General features: G+C 62.6%; 20 protein-coding genes. 6 read left to right on the top strand and 14 right to left on the bottom strand.

Annotated elements, in window-relative coordinates; all coding sequences use genetic code 11:
- Positions 1-82 precede the first annotated feature (82 nt).
- Genes ACFOKJ_RS14980 through ACFOKJ_RS14965 form a run of 4 tightly spaced genes read right to left on the bottom strand, consistent with a single transcriptional unit; the run spans position 83 to position 2,564 of the window.
- Positions 83-406, bottom strand: coding sequence for a c-type cytochrome (locus tag ACFOKJ_RS14980; RefSeq protein ID WP_390281044.1), 324 nt, complete (start codon positions 404-406; stop codon positions 83-85).
- Positions 407-426: 20 nt separating this feature from the next.
- Positions 427-1,014 (bottom strand): YggT family protein, encoded by a 588-nt coding sequence (locus ACFOKJ_RS14975; protein WP_390281042.1) that lies wholly within the window; start codon positions 1,012-1,014, stop codon positions 427-429.
- A 3-nt stretch (positions 1,015-1,017) separates the two neighbouring features.
- Positions 1,018-1,821, bottom strand: a complete 804-nt coding sequence (gene proC, locus ACFOKJ_RS14970; RefSeq protein ID WP_390281040.1) for a pyrroline-5-carboxylate reductase — start codon at positions 1,819-1,821, stop codon at positions 1,018-1,020.
- A gap of 50 nt (positions 1,822-1,871) precedes the next feature.
- Positions 1,872-2,564 carry a YggS family pyridoxal phosphate-dependent enzyme gene (locus tag ACFOKJ_RS14965; protein WP_390281038.1) on the bottom strand — a complete coding sequence of 231 codons (693 nt, stop codon included), beginning with the start codon at positions 2,562-2,564 and terminating at the stop codon, positions 1,872-1,874.
- 265 nt (positions 2,565-2,829) lie between these two features.
- Between ACFOKJ_RS14965 and ACFOKJ_RS14960 the strand changes: the two genes are divergently transcribed.
- Together ACFOKJ_RS14960 and ACFOKJ_RS14955 are read left to right on the top strand one after the other, a co-directional pair.
- Positions 2,830-3,870: a type IV pilus twitching motility protein PilT gene (locus tag ACFOKJ_RS14960; protein WP_390281036.1), complete on the top strand. Its 1,041-nt coding sequence runs from the start codon at positions 2,830-2,832 to the stop codon at positions 3,868-3,870.
- A gap of 12 nt (positions 3,871-3,882) precedes the next feature.
- A complete protein-coding gene (locus ACFOKJ_RS14955; RefSeq protein WP_390281034.1) occupies positions 3,883-5,022 on the top strand; it encodes a PilT/PilU family type 4a pilus ATPase in 1,140 nt (379 codons plus the stop codon).
- Positions 5,023-5,100: 78 nt separating this feature from the next.
- Here ACFOKJ_RS14955 and ACFOKJ_RS14950 read toward each other — a convergent pair whose 3' ends face one another.
- From ACFOKJ_RS14950 to cyaY, 9 genes are all read right to left on the bottom strand, one after another.
- Entirely contained in the window at positions 5,101-6,312 is a 1,212-nt protein-coding gene (locus ACFOKJ_RS14950; protein ID WP_390281032.1) for an EAL and HDOD domain-containing protein, read from the bottom strand.
- 236 nt (positions 6,313-6,548) lie between these two features.
- The gene (locus ACFOKJ_RS14945; protein ID WP_390281314.1) at positions 6,549-7,283 is read right to left on the bottom strand and encodes an amino acid ABC transporter ATP-binding protein; all 735 of its coding nucleotides are present in this window, start codon (positions 7,281-7,283) and stop codon (positions 6,549-6,551) included.
- A 2-nt stretch (positions 7,284-7,285) separates the two neighbouring features.
- On the bottom strand, positions 7,286-7,951 hold the full coding sequence (locus tag ACFOKJ_RS14940) for an ABC transporter permease subunit (protein ID WP_390281030.1): 666 nt from the start codon (positions 7,949-7,951) through the stop codon (positions 7,286-7,288).
- Complete coding sequence (locus ACFOKJ_RS14935; protein ID WP_390281028.1) at positions 7,951-8,694, bottom strand: amino acid ABC transporter permease; 744 nt, start codon at positions 8,692-8,694, stop codon at positions 7,951-7,953. The genes ACFOKJ_RS14940 and ACFOKJ_RS14935 overlap by 1 nt, the downstream gene beginning before the upstream one ends.
- 120 nt (positions 8,695-8,814) lie before the next feature.
- Complete coding sequence (locus tag ACFOKJ_RS14930; protein ID WP_390281026.1) at positions 8,815-9,711, bottom strand: glutamate/aspartate ABC transporter substrate-binding protein; 897 nt, start codon at positions 9,709-9,711, stop codon at positions 8,815-8,817.
- 77 nt (positions 9,712-9,788) lie between these two features.
- A complete protein-coding gene (locus ACFOKJ_RS14925; RefSeq protein WP_390281024.1) occupies positions 9,789-10,523 on the bottom strand; it encodes an amino acid ABC transporter ATP-binding protein in 735 nt (244 codons plus the stop codon).
- A 129-nt stretch (positions 10,524-10,652) separates the two neighbouring features.
- Complete coding sequence (gene rsmA, locus ACFOKJ_RS14920) at positions 10,653-11,426, bottom strand: 16S rRNA (adenine(1518)-N(6)/adenine(1519)-N(6))-dimethyltransferase RsmA (protein ID WP_390281022.1); 774 nt, start codon at positions 11,424-11,426, stop codon at positions 10,653-10,655.
- A 206-nt stretch (positions 11,427-11,632) separates the two neighbouring features.
- A complete protein-coding gene (locus ACFOKJ_RS14915) occupies positions 11,633-12,049 on the bottom strand; it encodes a YqaA family protein (RefSeq protein ID WP_390281021.1) in 417 nt (138 codons plus the stop codon).
- Positions 12,050-12,052: 3 nt separating this feature from the next.
- Positions 12,053-12,370 carry an iron donor protein CyaY gene (gene cyaY, locus ACFOKJ_RS14910; RefSeq protein WP_390281020.1) on the bottom strand — a complete coding sequence of 106 codons (318 nt, stop codon included), beginning with the start codon at positions 12,368-12,370 and terminating at the stop codon, positions 12,053-12,055.
- Between the two features lie 96 nt (positions 12,371-12,466).
- Between cyaY and lptM the strand changes: the two genes are divergently transcribed.
- Positions 12,467-12,586 (top strand): LPS translocon maturation chaperone LptM, encoded by a 120-nt coding sequence (lptM, locus tag ACFOKJ_RS14905; RefSeq protein ID WP_390281018.1) that lies wholly within the window; start codon positions 12,467-12,469, stop codon positions 12,584-12,586.
- On the top strand, positions 12,583-13,062 hold the full coding sequence (locus ACFOKJ_RS14900; protein WP_390281016.1) for a GNAT family N-acetyltransferase: 480 nt from the start codon (positions 12,583-12,585) through the stop codon (positions 13,060-13,062). Before lptM ends, ACFOKJ_RS14900 begins: the two co-directional genes overlap by 4 nt.
- Positions 13,063-13,071: 9 nt before the next feature.
- Here ACFOKJ_RS14900 and ACFOKJ_RS14895 read toward each other — a convergent pair whose 3' ends face one another.
- Entirely contained in the window at positions 13,072-14,802 is a 1,731-nt protein-coding gene (locus ACFOKJ_RS14895) for a GGDEF domain-containing protein (RefSeq protein ID WP_390281014.1), read from the bottom strand.
- A 343-nt stretch (positions 14,803-15,145) separates the two neighbouring features.
- Here ACFOKJ_RS14895 and ACFOKJ_RS14890 point away from each other — a divergent pair, with 343 nt between their 5' ends.
- Both ACFOKJ_RS14890 and ACFOKJ_RS14885 read left to right on the top strand, forming a co-directional pair.
- Positions 15,146-15,514: a VOC family protein gene (locus ACFOKJ_RS14890; RefSeq protein ID WP_390281012.1), complete on the top strand. Its 369-nt coding sequence runs from the start codon at positions 15,146-15,148 to the stop codon at positions 15,512-15,514.
- Positions 15,511-15,954 carry an EVE domain-containing protein gene (locus ACFOKJ_RS14885; RefSeq protein WP_390281010.1) on the top strand — a complete coding sequence of 148 codons (444 nt, stop codon included), beginning with the start codon at positions 15,511-15,513 and terminating at the stop codon, positions 15,952-15,954. The genes ACFOKJ_RS14890 and ACFOKJ_RS14885 overlap by 4 nt, the downstream gene beginning before the upstream one ends.
- Positions 15,955-15,958 lie beyond the last annotated feature (4 nt).

Below are 15,958 nucleotides of genomic sequence, written 5' to 3'. Positions count from 1 at the left end.
AGGGAATCATCTATTTGTATAGTGCGATTCCGCATAAAGCTCAAGCCAGCCTGGCGAGGCGCAGACCATGCGACAAGGCATGTCATGGCTGCGCCGGCTGGGGTGGCAGCGCCAGTATCCACTTTACCAGCGCCCGCAGGTCGGCATCTCCCACTTGCGGGTTCGGCGGCATCGGCAGCTTGCCCCACGCGCCGCTGCCACCGTTGCGCACTTTCTGTATCAGGCGCGCTTCCGCGCCCTGCTTGCCGGCATAGGTTCTGGCAACCGTGCGGAAGGGTGGCCCGACCAGCGGCTTGTCCAGGGCATGGCAGGCCATGCAGCTGTGTTTTTGCGCCAGCGCCAGGCTGGCGGCTGCCGGCAGCGGCAGCAGGGCGCCCAGCAGGGCAACAATCAGCATCCTGTTCATGATATGGCCTCCACCCCGGCTTATACCGCCAGCTGCAACTGGGTCAGGAACAGTTGTTCCAGCAGCCGCAGCGGCAACATCTGGATCACCTGGATGATCAGCAGCACGATCAGCGGCGACAGGTCCACCCCGGCAATGTTGGCCGCACGGAACGGTTTCAGGAACGGGCGGGTAAGCGCATCCAGCATCGGTGTCAGCGCGTTGTACGGGCTTACCCAGCTAAGCACGGCCTGCACGATGATGGCGCCGGTCAGCAGGTTCAGCGACTGGCGGAACAGCTCCAGCACCGCCAGCAGCAGCAGGCCGAACCAGGTTTGCGGGCTGGCAAAGTTGTAGGGCAGCAGCGGGTTGAGCAGCAGCACCAGTGCCAGCAGCAGCAACTGCACCAGCAGCGCCGACAGCAGCGAGGCGCTGTCGTAGCCATGCCAGGCTGGGATCCGTCGCCGCAATGGCAGCACCATGAAATTGGTGACCGCCATCACGAACTGGTTGAACGGGTGCTTGTGCGGCGCCCGCGCCAGCTGCAGGTAGAAACGCAGCAGCAGCACCAGCACGAACAGCCCGCCCACAGTGCGGATAAGAAACGTCAGGGTTTCCAGAAACAGCATGCATCAGTCCTTGGAAAGTTCTTCGCCCATTTCCACCGAGCGGGCGCGGCAATCCATCGCGCCGGCGATGATGGCCTGTTTAACACCTTCCGCCTCGAAGCGGAAGATGGCGCGCTCGGTGGTACCGCCCTTGGACATCACGTTCTGGCGCAAGGTTGCCACCGGTAGCGGGCTCTGGCGGGCCAGCTCCACCGCGCCATCGAAGGTGGCCAGCACCAGGCGGCGCGCTTCTTCAGGGCTGAAGCCGGACTGCTCTGCAGCCTCGATCATGCTTTCGATGAAATAGAACACGTAGGCCGGGCCGCTGCCGGACACGCAGGTGATATCGTCGATACCGCTTTCCTGCGCGAGCCAGGTAGTGGTACCCACCGCCTGCATGATGCTGGTGGCGGCGGCACGGTCGGCCTCACCCACGTTGGCCGCGGCATACAGGCCGGACACGCCCTTGCCGACCATGGCTGGGGTGTTGGGCATCACGCGCACGATACGTTCGCTGCCCAGCCAGCGCGCCAGCGCATCGGCACGGATGCCGGCGGCGATCGATACCACCAGCGCGCCACCCAGCTTCGGCGCCAGCGCCAGGCAAACCTCGCGCAGTGCCTGCGGTTTCACCGCCAGCACGATCACATCGTTGGCCGCAAACTGTGCCGGCAGCTCCGCCAGCGGCTGTACGCCAAACTGCTGCTGCAGCTGCGTGCGCTTCTCTTCGTGCAGCTCCACCACGCGAATGTGATGTTCGCCGCTGCTCGCCAGGCCGCCGATGATGGCCGCTGCCATATTGCCGCCGCCGATGAAGGTAATCTGCATTTTTATCCCCTTTGTAGATTGTATACAGCTATTGATCTGTCGATGATAGCTCAGGCCGGATAGTGGCGGGAGCCAAAAATAGCGGTTCCCACCCGCACCATGGTGCTACCGGCAGCCACTGCCTGCGGCATGTCGGCCGACATGCCCATGGACAGCGTATCCAGCTGCATGCCCTCGGCTGCCATCTGCTGTTGCAGCTGGCGTAATACGCCGAAGCGCGCGGCCAACAGCGCGGCATCCGGCGTGGGTTCCGGAATGCACATCAGCCCACGCAGGCGCAGATTGGGCAGTGCGGCCACGGCGCGCAGCAACGCCGGCGCCTCCTCCAGTGCACAGCCGCTCTTGCTGTCCTCGCCGGAGACATTCACCTGCACACAGACATTCAGCGGCGGCATGCCTGCTGGACGCTGCGCCGACAGCCGCTCGGCCACTTTCAGGCGATCTATCGAATGCACCCAGTGCGCCACTTCGGCCACCTGGCGGGTCTTGTTGGATTGCAAGGGGCCGATGAAATGCCATTCAATAGCCAGGTCGGCCAGCTCCGCCGCCTTGCCCGCCAGTTCCTGCACGTAGTTCTCGCCGAATGCCCGCTGGCCAGCTGCGTATACTGCGCGGATGGCGTCAGCCGGAAAGGTCTTGCTGACGGCAAGCAGGGTTACCTCGGCCGGTTGGCGGCCAGCGGCCTGTGCCGCAGCGGCCAGGCTGTCGCGTACGGAATGCAGGGCTTGTGCGAGTTGGGTCATGATGGTTGTGCTTGTTCGTTAGATTCTGGTAACAGGTAACTGCGTTACATTGTCATGCTGCCGTGGCGGCGGCATGGTAGCGTCTGCCCAGCACCCGCAAGCGCGGCGCGCCACAGGCAAAGCAGCAGCTGGCTGCCTAGAATGCCATGTAGACCGACTGGCTGCGTCATCGGCATGACATTGTCTGCCGGCGAACCGGAAAGGGGCGATGTTTCCCGGCCTGCCGGACATGAAAAACGGTGCCACCGGCACCCTGGAGAATTATATGGAAATTTCAGACCTGCTGGCCTTCACGGTCAAGAACAAGGCTTCCGACCTGCACCTGTCCGCCGGGCTGCCGCCGCTGATCCGGGTGCACGGCGACATTCGCCGCATCAACCTGCCGGCCATGGAGCACCGTGACGTGCACGACATGGTGTACGACATCATGAACGACTTCCAGCGCAAGATCTTCGAAGACACGCTGGAGTGTGACTTCTCGTTCGAAGTGCCCAACCTGGCGCGTTTCCGGGTGAACACCTTCATGCAGAACCGCGGCATGGGCGCAGTGTTCCGCGTGATTCCTTCCAAGGTGCTGTCGCTGGAAGACCTCAACGCCCCGAAAATCTTCCGCGACATTTCCGAATACCCGCGCGGCATCGTGCTGGTCACCGGGCCGACCGGCTCCGGCAAGTCCACCACGCTGGCGGCGATGATCGACTACATCAACAGCAACTTCTACTCGCACATCCTCACCGCCGAAGATCCGATCGAATTCGTGCACGAGAGCAAGAAGGCGCTGATCAACCAGCGCGAACTGGGCACCCAGACCCGCAGCTTTGCCAATGCGCTGAAAAGCGCGCTGCGCGAGGACCCGGACGTGATCCTGGTGGGTGAAATGCGCGACCTGGAAACCATCCGCCTGGCACTGACCGCGGCGGAAACCGGCCACCTGGTGTTCGGCACCCTGCACACCAGCAGTGCCGCCAAGACCATCGACCGTATCGTGGACGTGTTCCCGGCGGCGGAAAAGGACATGGTGCGCGCCATGCTGTCGGAAAGCCTGCGCGCGGTGATTTCGCAGGCGCTGCTGAAAACCAAGGATGGCGGCGGCCGGGTAGCGGCGCACGAGATCATGATCGGCACCCCGGCGGTGCGCAACCTGATCCGCGAGAACAAGCTGGCGCAGATCAACTCCATGATCCAGACCGGCCAGCAGTACGGCATGCAGACCCTGGACCAGTGCCTGACCGACCTGGTGCGGCGCAATATCGTGTCCGACGAGGAAGCCCGCGCCAAGGCCACCAACAAGGACAACTTCCAATAAGCGGAGCCAGTGATGGAAAAGGAACAGGCATCAAAATTCATTCACGATCTCTTGCGCCACGCCATCAGCAAGAACGCCTCCGATATCTTCATTGCCGCCGAGTTTCCGCCGGCGATGAAGATCGACGGCAAGATCACCCCGGTATCGCCGCAGCCACTGTCTGGCCAGCACACCAAGGAGCTGGTGCGCGCGGTGATGAACGACCGCCAGACCGAGGAGTTCGAGGCCAACAAGGAGGCCAACTTCGCAATCAGCCCGCCGGGCATCGGCCGCTTCCGCGTCAGCGCCTACATCCAGCAGGGCAAGGCCGGCATGGTGCTGCGCAAGATCAACACCGAGATTCCCACCTTCGAGCAGCTGCAGCTGCCGGAGGTGCTGAAGGATATCGCCATGATCAAGCGCGGGCTGGTGATCTTCGTCGGCGGCACCGGCTCGGGTAAGTCCACCTCACTGGCGGCGCTGGTAGATTTCCGCAACAGCAACAGTGCCGATCACATCATCACCATCGAAGACCCGGTGGAGTACGTGCACCCGCACAAGAAGAGCATCGTTACCCAGCGCGAGATCGGCGTGGATACCGACAGCTGGGAGATCGCGCTGAAGAACACGCTGCGCCAGGCGCCGGACGTGATTCTGATGGGTGAGATCCGCGACCGCGAAACCATGATGTACGGCCTGCAGTTCGCCGAAACCGGCCACCTGTGCCTGGCCACGCTGCACGCCAACAACGCCAACCAGGCGCTGGACCGCATCCTGAACTTCTTCCCGGAGGAGCGTCACCAGCAGGTGCTGATGGACATGTCGCTGAATATGAAGGCCATCATCTCGCAGCGGCTGGTGCCGCTGAAGACCGGCAAGGGCCGTACTGCCGCCATCGAGATCCTGATCAACAGCCCGCTGATCGCCGACCTGATCTTCAAGGGCGAGGTGTCCAGCATCAAGGAAGTGATGGGGCGCTCGCGCGAATCCGGCATGCAGACTTTCGACCAGGCGCTGTTCGACCTGTTCGAAGCCGGCAAGATCAGTTACGAGGATGCGCTGCGCAATGCCGACTCGGTGAACGACCTGCGACTGCAGATCAAGCTGCACAGCGAAACCGCCAAGCACATGGGGCTGGAGCAGGGCGGCATCGACCACCTGGATATCATCTAGCCGGCTCCAGCCCAGGGTTGGCCGCAATGCACCAGGCCGGTCGCGTGACCGGCCTTTGCTTATCTGCCAGCGCTGGCATCAGTGTGGCAGGTTGTCCTGCCACAGTTGCTTCACCCATTCCAGCGCCCCCAGCTGCAGGCGGTTGAAACGCTCGGCATCCACGCTGGGCAGCGGGTTCTCGCTCTGGCGACATTCCACCAGCTCCACCTGCTGCAACAACTCGCCCAGCACGCCACGGCGATGCAGCAAGGCATCCTCCACCGGCGGGTGCAGCGCCAGGCTGCCCACCAGGTCGCTCATCGGCGTGGCCAGCAGGCTGTCGGCCAGCGACAGGATGCCGGCCATGAAGGCATCGTCGCTGTCGTGGCCCAGCTCGTTCGCCAGCAGCTCCATCATGCGGCCGCGCACCGCCGCCATTTCCAGCAGCGGATTGGGCCCCAGCGTCGGGCTGCAATCGGCGGCAAACAGCAGGATCAGCGCCCAGCGCTTCAGCCGGGCGCTGCCCAGCAACATCAGCGCCTCGCGGATGGACGACACCGGCCGCCGGTAGTTTTCGGCGGCGTTCACCAGCCGCAGCAGGCCCAGTACCAGGTCGGGCGCCGCCTTGAATACCTCTTCCAGCTTGCCGATATCCGCTTCCTGCAGCACCAGGCCCAGCAGGCGCAGGGTCAGCGCGCGGTTGGGGTGGGCGCGGTTGTGGCTCAGCACCGTTGGCCGCGCAAAGAAATAGCCCTGGAACAACGAGATGCCCAGTGCCTTGCAGGCTTCGAACTCCTCGATGGAATCCACCTTCTCCGCCAGTAACCGCCCCTGGAAGCCCTGCAAGCGCGCCACCACCTCCGGCAGGGTGGCCAGCGGAATCTCGCGCAGATCGAACTTGATGTAATCCACCAGCGGCAGCATGCCCAGCACATCCGGCGTGATGGCCACCACATCGTCCAGCGCAAAGTGGTAGCCCATCGCCCTGAGCTCGCTGCAACGCGCACGCACCGAGTCGTCCAGTGGCACGTTTTCCAGGATTTCCAGAATGATGTTTTCCGGCGGCATCAGCTCGATCAGCGGGCTCTTGAGCAGTGTCTCGTTGACATTGATGAAGCCTGGGCAGCCTTCCAGCACCCGCGACAGCCCCAGGTCGATGAAGGTGTGACGGATCACCGCCGCAGTGGCATTGATGTCGTCCTGGAACAGGGCACGATTTTCCGGGCTGGAACGAAACAGCAGCTCATACGCCACGCGCTGCTGCTGCAGGTCGACAATCGGCTGCCGGCCAAGATAGATGGTGGAGTGCATGTTCACGGGGCCAGGCTGAGACAGTTCGATAGTAGCCGAAAGCGCTACCGTGGGCAGCAGCCATTACCGCGGCCGAGCGCTGCCGCAGGCGGCTTGCAACAAAATTGCAACTAGCATGCCGCTGTTTCATGTGAAACCAGCGCCAGCAGCGGCCGGGAGTACAAAACAAAGGCCTTTCGCATGGCGAAAGGCCTTTGTCAGTGCACTTGCAGCTGGCCTTGCAGCCAACTGCTGGCTTAATGCTGCAGGATCTTGGACAGGAACTGCTTGGCACGCTCGGAACGGGCGTCCGGATTACCGAAGAACTCCTCCTTGGCGCAGTCTTCCACGATATGGCCGCGATCCATGAAGATCACACGGTTCGCCACCTTGCGCGCGAAGCCCATTTCGTGGGTCACGCACATCATGGTCATGCCTTCGTGCGCCAGCTCCACCATCACATCCAGCACTTCGTTCACCATTTCCGGGTCCAGCGCCGAGGTCGGCTCGTCGAACAGCATGGCGATCGGGTCCATGGCCAGCGCACGGGCAATCGCCACGCGCTGCTGCTGGCCACCGGACAGCTGCCCCGGAAACTTGTGCGCATGCGCCTTCAGGCCCACGCGGTCCAGGTAGTGCATGCCTTTCTGCATTGCCTCTTCCTGGCTGCGCCCCAGCACACGCTGTTGTGCGATGGTGAGGTTCTCGGTAATCGACAGGTGCGGGAACAGTTCGAAGTTCTGGAACACCATGCCGATGCGGGCGCGCAGCTTGGGCAGATCGGTCTTCGGATCGCCCACCGAGATGCCATCGACAATGATCTCGCCTTTCTGGAACGGCTCCAGCGCGTTGACCGTCTTGATCAGCGTGGATTTACCGGAGCCGGACGGGCCGCACACCACCACCACTTCACCTTTGTTCACGTCGGTCGTGCAGTCGGTAAGCACCTGGAACTCGCCATACCATTTGCTGACGTTCTTGATGGAAATCATGCTCATACTGCCAACCTCTTTTGCAGGCGCTTCACCAGGGTGGAGGCGCCGAAACTGATCACAAAGTACACCGCACCGGCAAAAATCAGGAACTCATGCGGCAGACCGACGATATCGCCCTTCGAGCGAGCCATGTTGAGGAAGTCCATCAGGCCCACGGCATACACCAGCGAGGTGTCCTGGAACAGGATGATGGACTGCTGCAGCAGCAGCGGCATCATCTTGCGGAACGCCTGCGGCAGGATGATCAGCCGCATGGCCTGGCCGTAGGTCATGCCCAGCGCGTAGGCAGCGTTCAGCTGGCCACTGGAAATGGACTGGATACCGGCACGCACGATCTCGCAGTAGTAGGCGGCCTCGAACATCATGAAGGCCACCAGGCAGGAGGTGAAGGCGCCGACGGCGACAAACTCGCCGGTAATCCAGTTCAGCAGCATCGGCACCGCCAGGTAGAACCAGGTGATCACCAGCAGCAGCGGAATGGAACGGAAGTAATTGACATAGGCCTTGGCCGCACCGGACAGCAGCGGGCTACTGGACAGGCGCATCAGCGCCAGCACGGTACCCAGAGCCACCCCGCCGACCACGGCCAGCAGCAGCAGCTTGAGGGTCAGCAGCATGCCATCCAGCAGCGCTGGCAACGATGGAACAATCTGGCTGAAATCCATTATTTGGCACCTCCCATCATGCCCGGCACGCGCACCTTGCGCTCCACCCAGCCCATCAGGCCCATCAGGCTCATGTTCAGCACGAAGTAGATCACCGTGGCCAGGGTAAAGGCTTCAAACATGTTGGCGGTGAATTCCGCGGTCTGCTTGGTCTGTGCCAGCAGTTCCATCAAGCCGATCAGCGAGGCTACCGACGAGTTCTTGAAGATGTTGAGAAACTCGCTGGTAAGCGGCGGGATGATGATGCGGAACGCCTGCGGCAGCAGTACGTGGCGGTACATCTGCGCCTGGTTGAAGCCCACTGCCATGGCGGCGGCACTCTGCCCCTTGGGCAATGCCTGGATGCCGGTACGTACCTGCTCGCAGACACGGGCGGCAGTAAACAGTGCCAGGCATACCACTACCGAGATATAAGCCGAAGTGGTGGGCGCCAGCTCCTGCTTGAACCAGATCTGGGTGCTTTCCGGCAGCAGGTCCGGCACCAGGAAGTACCATACGAACAACTGCACCAGCAGCGGCACGTTACGGAACAGCTCGACATAGGCGGTGGCAATGCCGGCTGCAGCCTTGTTCGGCAGCGTGCGCATCACCCCCAGAATGGAACCGATGAGCAGCGCCACCGTCCAGGCCACCAGCGCCACGGCAATGGTCCAGCCCAGGCCGGAGATGAACCAGTCAAGGTAGATCTCGCTGCCGATACCGGTGGACTTGAAGAATACATTCCAGTCCCAGTTGTAATTCATTGATGTCTCCAAAGAAAAAGGGGCGCAAGCCGCGCCCCTTCGCAAGCGGGTGGGGGAACTCCCCCAGCCCGGTCACGTTGGCCGCAAGCCGAACTCACCCGCTTGTATGAGCATGTCGCCTTACATCTGCTCCGCAGACTTGTCAGTCGGTTTGGCGATCAGGTCCTTCAGCTCGTCGGACATCGGGAAGTTCAGGTTCAGGCCCTTCGGCGGTACCGGGTTCATGAACCACTTGCTGTAGATCTTGTTGATTTCGCCGGACTTGAACGTGGCCTTGATCGCATCGTCCACCACTTTCTTGAAGGCCGGATCATCCTTGCGCACCATGCAGCCATAGATTTCGAACGACTGCGGCTTGCCGGTCACTACCCAGTTGGCCGGGTTCTTGGCCTTGGCCAGTTCGCCGTACAGCAGGGCGTCGTCCATCATGAAGGCTACGGCACGGCCCGATTCCAGCATCAGGAACGATTCGCCGTGATCCTTGGCGGAGATGATGTTCATGCCCATCTGCTTCTCGGCGTTCATTGCCTTGATCAGGCGCTCGGAAGTGGTACCGGCGGTGGTCACCACGTTCTTGCCCTTCAGATCCGGGAAGTCCTTCACGCCGGAAGTCTTGGCGGTCAGCAGGCGGGTACCGATTTCAAAGATGCCCACCGAGAACGCCACCTGTTTCTGGCGCTCCAGGTTGTTGGTGGTGGAGCCACATTCCAGGTCCACGGTACCGTTCTGTACCAGCGGGATACGGGTCTGCGAGGTTACCAGGGTGTAACGGGTTTGCAGGTTCGGCAGCTTCAGCTGCTTTTTCACAGCCTCCACCACTTTCAGCTGCAGGTCATGCGAATAGCCCACCGGGCTCTGGCCATCAGCCAGGTAAGAGAACGGGATCGAAGCATCGCGGTGGCCCAGCACAATCACGCCGGATTGCTTGATCTTGTCCAGAGTGCCTTCGGCCATGGCCGGTGCGGCAACAGCAGAAGCGATGACAGCAGTAGTCAGCAGTCGGGTAGTAAAACGCATGAGTTTCTCCATTTTTTCTCGGGTTTTTGCTGCTTGTCCTGACCGCGCCCGGTCACTGCGCGGCCATGAAATTATTATCAGTTCATCGGGGTCAGCAACTGGCGCAGGAACTGCTTGGCGCGGTCGTGCTGCGGGTTGGTAAAGAAGTCTTCCGGATGTGCCTGCTCGATGATCTCGCCGTGGTCGACAAACACCACGCGGTCGGCCACTTCACGGGCAAAGCCCATTTCGTGGGTCACCACCATCATGGTCATGCCGGATTCGGCCAGGTCTTTCATCACTTTCAGCACTTCGCCGATCATTTCCGGGTCCAGCGCCGAGGTCGGTTCATCGAACAGCATTACGCGCGGCTCCATGGCCAGGCCACGGGCAATGGCCACGCGCTGCTGCTGGCCGCCGGACAGCTGCGACGGGAAGGCATCCTTCTTGTGCGACAGCCCGACCTTTTCCAGCAGGCTGACTGCCAGCTTTTCCGCCGCCGCCTTGTCCATGCCTTTTACCTTGATAGGCGATAGCGTGATGTTTTCCAGTACCGAAAGATGCGGGTACAGGTTGAAGTGCTGGAATACGAAGCCCACTTCGGCACGCAGGGCGTTGAGATTGGTCTTCGGGTCGGTGACATTGATGCCGTCCACCCAGATCTCGCCCTCGTTGATGGACTCCAGCTGATTGACGGTGCGGATCAGCGTGGACTTGCCCGAACCGGACGGGCCGCATACCACCACCACCTCGCCCTGCTTCACCTCCAGGCTGACGCCCTTGAGCACATGCAGATCCTTGAACCACTTGTGCACATTGTTGAATCGGATCATGACTTCCCTTTTCCCACCGTATGTAGAAGATTCCCGTCGTCGCTGCCGCGATCTTTTATGACGGAACATGCAAAGCGCCGATTGTGCGCGGCGACAGGCTTGCTAACAAGCCGCAGTGCAACAAACGCCTCAGCCAGCCAGGGCGTTGGCAATTGCCACGTACTGCTCCACGCTCAGGTTTTCCGCACGCAGGCCGGCATCGATACCCAATGCGGCCAACGCTTCATCGCTGATGACACCTTTCAGGTTGTTGCGCAGCGTCTTGCGGCGCTGGGCAAAGGCCTTGGTTACCAACTCTTCCAACAGCGCCTCGTCACGGGCTATGCCACAACGCCCGGGCACGGGAATCATCCGCACCACCGCCGAGTCCACCTTCGGCGGCGGGTAGAACGAACCGGGCGGTACCAGCAAGATCTGTTCCATGTCGTAACGGTACTGCAACATCACCGTCAACCGACCGTAATCGGGGGTGCCTGGCACCGCCACCATGCGGTCCACCACCTCTTTTTGCAGCATGAAATGCATGTCGATCACCCGCTCGCCGTAGCTGGCCAGGTGGAACAGCAGCGGGGTGGAAATGTTGTACGGCAGGTTGCCCACCAGCTTGAATTTACCGTCGGTAACGGTACCGAAATCGAACGCCAGCGCATCGCCTTCGTGAATGGTAAGCCGTTCTGGCGGGTATTCCTTCTTCAGCCGGGCAATGATGTCGCGGTCTATCTCCGCCACATGCAAATGGTCTAAACGCTGCAGCAGCGGCTTGGTCAGCGCCCCCAGGCCCGGGCCGATCTCCACCACCACGTCGCTGCGCTGCGCGCCCACGGCGTTGACAATGTCCTCGATCACTTTCTGGTCCTGCAGAAAGTTCTGGCCGAATCGCTTGCGCGGAATGTGTTTGCTCATGAAATGTCCGGGTAGCTGATAACGCGTACAGCCGGCACCACTTAACGCCGGCTGCGGTCGGAAAAAACGGGGCACCGTTGCACTGCGGCTGTCGCCGGCAACGCTGCTGCCATCAAATAAACAACAAGGGCGCGCCTTAGTGGCAACGCGCACGGAAAACCGAACAACTGTTCAGTCGGCATTCGCTCCGCCGAATGCCACAAGCACTAGCGGGCACCGCCCAGCCACAGCATGCCGGCCACCAGTACCGCGTAACGGGCAAATTTACCCACCGCGATCCAGGCGGCACAGGCCAGCCACGGCAGGCGCAGCCAGCCAGCGGCCAGCGGCAGCGCATCGCCCAGCAGCGGCACCCAGCTGAGCAGCAAGGCCGCCGGCCCGAAGCGGGCAAACCAGTTGGCCGCACGCGGCGGCAACGGCCGTGGCGGCACGCGTCTGCCAAGCCAGAAGCTGGTGAGACTGCCGGCACTATTGGCCACGGTGGCAATCAGCAAGGCCGGCAACCACAGCTGTGGCGCCGCCAGCAGCACGCCGCCCAGCGCCAGCTCCGAGCTGCCGGGCAGCACGGTGGCGGACAGGAAGGCGGAACCGGCCAGGCCTGCCAGCAGCAGCGTGCTGTCCACCGCTTATACGCTGAACTGGAAGGTTTCGCCGGCGGCAGCGCTCACCACCTGCGACAACGTGGCGCCGAACTCGGCGCCGTCGCGGGCGGCAATCCACTGGCCGTCACGGCGGGCAAAATGGAAGCCGCCACTTTTGGCGGCAATCCACAGCTCCTGGTTGGGCACATGGCGGTTCACCACTACCTTGGCGCCATCGTCGAACTCGATCTCCAGCACATTGCCGCTGATGACGCAGTCCACATCCAGCCCGGCGTCGTCCAGCGCGTTTTCGATGCGGCGGAAGATGTCGTCACTGATGCTCAGGAATTCGGTTTCGCTCATTGCTTGTCCTGTCCAAAAGGGCGGCCGCGGTGCTTGGGAGTGGCTACCGCGGCCTGTTAGACTGCCATTTTGCCATAGCTGACCACTGGAATCCTTATGCGTACCGTCCTGGTAGTTGCCCTGCTGTCACTCACCGTTGCCGCCTGCGGCTACAAAGGCCCGCTATACCTGCCTGCGCCGCCTGCCGGGCAGCTGGATGCGAGTGCTGCAAAATGAGTGCGCTGCGGGTTCGTGCGGCCAGGCTGGCCGACCCTGCCGAGCGCGAACTGCTGGTACGGCTGACCGATGGCTACGCCCGTGACCCGATGGGCGGCGGCGACGGACTATCCAGCCATGCCCGCCAGCAGCTGGCCGATGCGCTGGGCCGGCACCCCGGCCTGTTCGCGGTCATTGCCGAGCTGGATGGCGAGCCGGTAGGCCATGCGCTGTGCGTGCTGGGCTTTTCCAGCTTCTACGCGGCGCCGGTGTGCAATCTGCACGACCTGTCGGTACTGGCCGCTGGCCGTGGCAAGGGGCTGGGCCGGCTGCTGATGCAGGCCGTGGAGGCCGCCGCGCGCGAACGCGGCTGCGCCAAGGTGACGCTGGAAGTCCGCGAGGACAACCATGTCGGACTCGGGCTGTACCAGAGCGAAGGCTTTGCCAATTCCGGGCTGGGCGGCACCCGCTACCTGATGATGGAGAAGCCGCTGTAAATCCCTGTGCTAGCTGCTGCCGGACAGCTGCAAGCGGTTGCGGCCGTTGCGCTTGGCGGTATACAGCGCCAGGTCGGCGGCGCGCAGTGCCTGCTCCCAGGTCTGCGGCACCTCGCACCAGTGCACGCCAAAGCTGGCGGTAACATGCAGCAGCGGGTGCACGTCCTGCCAGCTGTAATCCATGATCGCCAGCCGCAGCCGCTCGCAACAGGCCAGCGTGCTTTCCACCACATCCTCCTGCAGCAGCAGCACGAACTCCTCGCCGCCAAAGCGCGCCACCAGGTCGCTGCTGCGGGTGCGCAGGGTAATCAGCTGCGCCACTTTTTTCAGCGCCTCGTCACCCACGGCATGGCCAAAGCGGTCGTTGATGCTCTTGAAGTGATCCAGGTCCACTACCACCACCGCCAGACCACCGGTTTCGGTACCCAGCCGCGCCAAGCGGGCAGGGCCTTCCAGATCCAGCGAGCGGCGATTGGCCACCCCGGTCAACGGGTCATACAGCGCCGCCTGCTCCAGCTCGTTCATGCGGGCATCGGCCAGCGCCTTTTCCGCCTCCAGCCGCGCGGCGCGCAGCCGCTCGCGCTCGGCCTGCAAGCGCTCGCGCTCGGCGGTAAGCTGGGCGCTGGTGATCTCCAGCTCCTTGCGTATCGCCCAGCCCTGGGTACTGCTGCGCTGGTTGGCCAGCTCTTTCTCGATGCGCCGCAGTTGCTCCAGCTCGGCCAGCGCCAGCTGAAACTGGCCGGCATCCTTGTACAAGCGGTACAGGCCCTCATGCGCCAGCACCACCATGTCGAACTCCAGCAGCTCGCCCTGTGCCAGCAGGCTGCGTAGCGCCTGCGCCGCCGCCTCGTGCTGCCCGGAGTGATGCAGCAGCGCCGCCTCGGCCAGCTCGGTATTGCGCAGGATATGGGTGAAATGCCCCTGCACCGACAACTCGCGGGAGCGTTGCAGCGCCGTGGTTGCCGCCGCCAGGTCACCCAGATTGGTATGAATCTCGGCCAGATTGATCTGACTGGTCGCCAGTGAATGCAGGTTGTCCCCCTGCCTGGCCAATGCCTCGGCCTGTTCGAACTGCTGCCGCGCCAGCAGGAACAGCCGCTGCGCCTCCTCTGGATTGCCCAGCACTTCCTGCTGCATGCCGGCCGCGCGGTAATTGACCCCCAGATTGGTCAAGGCGCTGAAACTGGCGATGGTATCTCCCACCTGGCTGGCTTGCAGCTGCGCCTGCTGCAGCAGGCTGACACTTTGTTCCAGGTCGCCCAGCGCGGAAAAAGTTGCCAGCCCGGCCCGGTTCAGCGCCCACGACAACAGCAGGGGGTCGCCATCGATACGGGCGGAACTGAGTGCTTCCAGCGCATATTTCAGCGCATCCTGCCCCAGGCCCATTTCATTGCAGGCCATGGCCACCGTGCACAATACATCGGCGCGCGCACCGGCCTGGGCCACGAAATCCAGCCCAGCCGCCGCCTCCAGCCCGTACTGCACCGCCTCGGTCAGCTGCCCCAGCCGCAACAGATGCAGCGCCAGCAGCACCAGCGCCTCATTGCGCTGCCGCTGTTGCTGCGGCTGGCTGCACAGCGCCAGCGCATTGGCCGCAGCCTGACGGCCTAGATGATGCTGGCCGCTCTGCCGCGCCTGCCGCGCATCACGCAGATACCTGGCCAGCATGCGACCCGATGCCGGGCTGGCTGCAGGGGTAACAGGGGAGGGGTTGGAGTCGGTGCTCACGCGGGAAGGCATGTCTTAGTGGCTGAAACGCTGCAGTTAAAAGCAATAAACATAAAAATGACACGGCTTTCGTTTCCATCTTTTATATATAGTTTTTCTCGGCCACAACAGTAGTTGTAGAAGTGATAGCCGGCTTTTTTCGTTTTTGCTGCAACTCCACCCACTAGCGTGGCGCCACTTAAACAGGACCACTGGTAATGGTGAGATTTTATGACGATATGGCTTGATAAACCGGACCGGGCCATGTTGCTGTCTTGCCACGTTGCCAATGCGCCATCCGCCCCTGCTGACTGCAGGCTGTCAGTAGGGTGGGAAGATACTGGCGGCTCCCGACACGCATCACAAGGAGCCAAGCATGTCCGCATTTGTTCACTGGTTCGAAATCCCCGTTAGCGACTTTGATCGCGCCGTTGCCTTCTACCAGCAGGTGTTCGCCATGACCTTGCGGCAGGAAGACATGATGGGCGAACGCAACGCCGTGTTTACCCTGCCGGACGGCAGCAGCCACGGCAGCCTGCTGCACAGCCCGCGGCTGCAACCGGCGGCACAGGGCTGCCGGCTGTACCTGGATGGCAGCCCGGATGTCGCCACCCTGCTGCAACGGGTGCGCGCAGCCGGCGGCGAAGTGGTACTGGAGAAGATGGCGCTGCCGGACGGCATGGGCCACATCGGCCAGTTTGCCGACCCGGATGGCAACATCATCGGCATCCACACCGAGTCATGAGCCGCTACTGGATAGGCGTAGCCAGCCGCGACCACGTTGGCCGCGGCCTGGCAGGCGGCTTCGCCCAGCTATGCCACGGCAAGGCCGGGGCGCTGGCGCGCATGCAGCCGGGCGATGGCCTGGTGTACTACTCGCCGCGCGAGCAGTTCGACGGCAACACCCCGTGCCAGTGCTTTACCGCCATCGGCATCGTGCTGCCGCGCCCGCCGTATCAGGTATCGATGGCGCCGGATTTCACCCCCTGGCGGCGCGATATCGCCTTTGTCGCCGCCAACCCGGCGCCAGTCCGGCCGCTGCTGACACAGCTGGCCTGCATCCCCGACCCGCAACACTGGGGCCAGGCCTTCCGCTTTGGCGTGCTGCAGATCAGCGGCGGTGATTTTGCCTTGATCGCCAGCGCCATGGGCGCGACACTGCCGCCGGACATGTCAATGGAGTGAGCAC

It is taken from the genome of Vogesella amnigena (assembly GCF_042648905.1).
Lineage (GTDB): Bacteria > Pseudomonadota > Gammaproteobacteria > Burkholderiales > Chromobacteriaceae > Vogesella > Vogesella amnigena.
The sequence above is the reverse complement of the archived record's forward strand: the minus strand, read 5'-3'. Positions and strand labels throughout refer to the sequence as shown.

What these genes read in the sequence shown, in the direction of transcription:
- ACFOKJ_RS14980 (WP_390281044.1), bottom strand. Translation starts at nt 406, where the DNA reads ATGAACAGGATGCTGATTGTTGCCCTGCTGGGCGCCCTGCTGCCGCTG.
- ACFOKJ_RS14975 (WP_390281042.1), bottom strand. Translation starts at nt 1,014, where the DNA reads ATGCTGTTTCTGGAAACCCTGACGTTTCTTATCCGCACTGTGGGCGGG.
- proC (WP_390281040.1), bottom strand. Translation starts at nt 1,821, where the DNA reads ATGCAGATTACCTTCATCGGCGGCGGCAATATGGCAGCGGCCATCATC.
- ACFOKJ_RS14965 (WP_390281038.1), bottom strand. Translation starts at nt 2,564, where the DNA reads ATGACCCAACTCGCACAAGCCCTGCATTCCGTACGCGACAGCCTGGCC.
- ACFOKJ_RS14960 (WP_390281036.1), top strand. Translation starts at nt 2,830, where the DNA reads ATGGAAATTTCAGACCTGCTGGCCTTCACGGTCAAGAACAAGGCTTCC.
- ACFOKJ_RS14955 (WP_390281034.1), top strand. Translation starts at nt 3,883, where the DNA reads ATGGAAAAGGAACAGGCATCAAAATTCATTCACGATCTCTTGCGCCAC.
- ACFOKJ_RS14950 (WP_390281032.1), bottom strand. Translation starts at nt 6,312, where the DNA reads ATGCACTCCACCATCTATCTTGGCCGGCAGCCGATTGTCGACCTGCAG.
- ACFOKJ_RS14945 (WP_390281314.1), bottom strand. Translation starts at nt 7,283, where the DNA reads ATGATTTCCATCAAGAACGTCAGCAAATGGTATGGCGAGTTCCAGGTG.
- ACFOKJ_RS14940 (WP_390281030.1), bottom strand. Translation starts at nt 7,951, where the DNA reads ATGGATTTCAGCCAGATTGTTCCATCGTTGCCAGCGCTGCTGGATGGC.
- ACFOKJ_RS14935 (WP_390281028.1), bottom strand. Translation starts at nt 8,694, where the DNA reads ATGAATTACAACTGGGACTGGAATGTATTCTTCAAGTCCACCGGTATC.
- ACFOKJ_RS14930 (WP_390281026.1), bottom strand. Translation starts at nt 9,711, where the DNA reads ATGCGTTTTACTACCCGACTGCTGACTACTGCTGTCATCGCTTCTGCT.
- ACFOKJ_RS14925 (WP_390281024.1), bottom strand. Translation starts at nt 10,523, where the DNA reads ATGATCCGATTCAACAATGTGCACAAGTGGTTCAAGGATCTGCATGTG.
- rsmA (WP_390281022.1), bottom strand. Translation starts at nt 11,426, where the DNA reads ATGAGCAAACACATTCCGCGCAAGCGATTCGGCCAGAACTTTCTGCAG.
- cyaY (WP_390281020.1), bottom strand. Translation starts at nt 12,370, where the DNA reads ATGAGCGAAACCGAATTCCTGAGCATCAGTGACGACATCTTCCGCCGC.
- lptM (WP_390281018.1), top strand. Translation starts at nt 12,467, where the DNA reads ATGCGTACCGTCCTGGTAGTTGCCCTGCTGTCACTCACCGTTGCCGCC.
- ACFOKJ_RS14900 (WP_390281016.1), top strand. Translation starts at nt 12,583, where the DNA reads ATGAGTGCGCTGCGGGTTCGTGCGGCCAGGCTGGCCGACCCTGCCGAG.
- ACFOKJ_RS14895 (WP_390281014.1), bottom strand. Translation starts at nt 14,802, where the DNA reads ATGCCTTCCCGCGTGAGCACCGACTCCAACCCCTCCCCTGTTACCCCT.
- ACFOKJ_RS14890 (WP_390281012.1), top strand. Translation starts at nt 15,146, where the DNA reads ATGTCCGCATTTGTTCACTGGTTCGAAATCCCCGTTAGCGACTTTGAT.
- ACFOKJ_RS14885 (WP_390281010.1), top strand. Translation starts at nt 15,511, where the DNA reads ATGAGCCGCTACTGGATAGGCGTAGCCAGCCGCGACCACGTTGGCCGC.